The 1,467-nt window shown below is 52.8% G+C and carries 1 rRNA gene; it reads left to right on the forward strand.

Features of this window, described 5'->3' with window-relative positions:
• Positions 1 to 1,399: ribosomal RNA gene (locus BLQ74_RS26865) — 23S ribosomal RNA — on the forward strand; the annotation flags it as partial.
• Between the last annotated feature and the right edge of the window lie 68 nt (positions 1,400 to 1,467).

Below are 1,467 nucleotides of genomic sequence, written 5' to 3' on the forward strand. Positions count from 1 at the left end.
TTAATGCCGAGAGCTGATGACGAGCTTTCTTTTAGAGAGCGAAGTGGTTGATGCCATGCTTCCAGGAAAAGCTTCTAAGCTTCAGGTAACTAGGAACCGTACCCCAAACCGACACAGGTGGTTGGGTAGAGAATACCAAGGCGCTTGAGAGAACTCGGGTGAAGGAACTAGGCAAAATGGCACCGTAACTTCGGGAGAAGGTGCGCCGGTGAGGGTGAAGTATTTACTACGTAAGCCCATGCCGGTCGAAGATACCAGGCCGCTGCGACTGTTTATTAAAAACACAGCACTCTGCAAACACGAAAGTGGACGTATAGGGTGTGACGCCTGCCCGGTGCCGGAAGGTTAATTGATGGGGTTAGCGAAAGCGAAGCTCTTGATCGAAGCCCCGGTAAACGGCGGCCGTAACTATAACGGTCCTAAGGTAGCGAAATTCCTTGTCGGGTAAGTTCCGACCTGCACGAATGGCGTAACGATGGCGGCGCTGTCTCCACCCGAGACTCAGTGAAATTGAAATCGCTGTGAAGATGCAGTGTATCCGCGGCTAGACGGAAAGACCCCGTGAACCTTTACTGTAGCTTTGCACTGGACTTTGAGCCTGCTTGTGTAGGATAGGTGGGAGGCTTTGAAGCGTGGACGCCAGTTCGCGTGGAGCCAACCTTGAAATACCACCCTGGCATGCTTGAGGTTCTAACTCTGGTCCGTCATCCGGATCGAGGACAGTGTATGGTGGGCAGTTTGACTGGGGCGGTCTCCTCCTAAAGAGTAACGGAGGAGTACGAAGGTGCGCTCAGACCGGTCGGAAATCGGTCGTAGAGTATAAAGGCAAAAGCGCGCTTGACTGCGAGACAGACACGTCGAGCAGGTACGAAAGTAGGTCTTAGTGATCCGGTGGTTCTGTATGGAAGGGCCATCGCTCAACGGATAAAAGGTACTCCGGGGATAACAGGCTGATACCGCCCAAGAGTTCATATCGACGGCGGTGTTTGGCACCTCGATGTCGGCTCATCACATCCTGGGGCTGAAGCCGGTCCCAAGGGTATGGCTGTTCGCCATTTAAAGTGGTACGCGAGCTGGGTTTAGAACGTCGTGAGACAGTTCGGTCCCTATCTGCCGTGGACGTTTGAGATTTGAGAGGGGCTGCTCCTAGTACGAGAGGACCGGAGTGGACGAACCTCTGGTGTTCCGGTTGTCACGCCAGTGGCATTGCCGGGTAGCTATGTTCGGAATAGATAACCGCTGAAAGCATCTAAGCGGGAAACTAGCCTCAAGATGAGATCTCACTGGGAACTTGATTCCCCTAAAGGGCCGTCGAAGACTACGACGTTGATAGGTTGGGTGTGTAAGCGCTGTGAGGCGTTGAGCTAACCAATACTAATTGCCCGTGAGGCTTGACCATATAACACCCAAACAATTTGGTGTTAGACGGTGAAGTCGACGAACCGAAAGTTCGCAAGAACCGCAAAT

This window comes from Pseudomonas panipatensis (assembly GCF_900099785.1).
Classification (GTDB): Bacteria; Pseudomonadota; Gammaproteobacteria; order Pseudomonadales; family Pseudomonadaceae; genus Pseudomonas; species Pseudomonas panipatensis.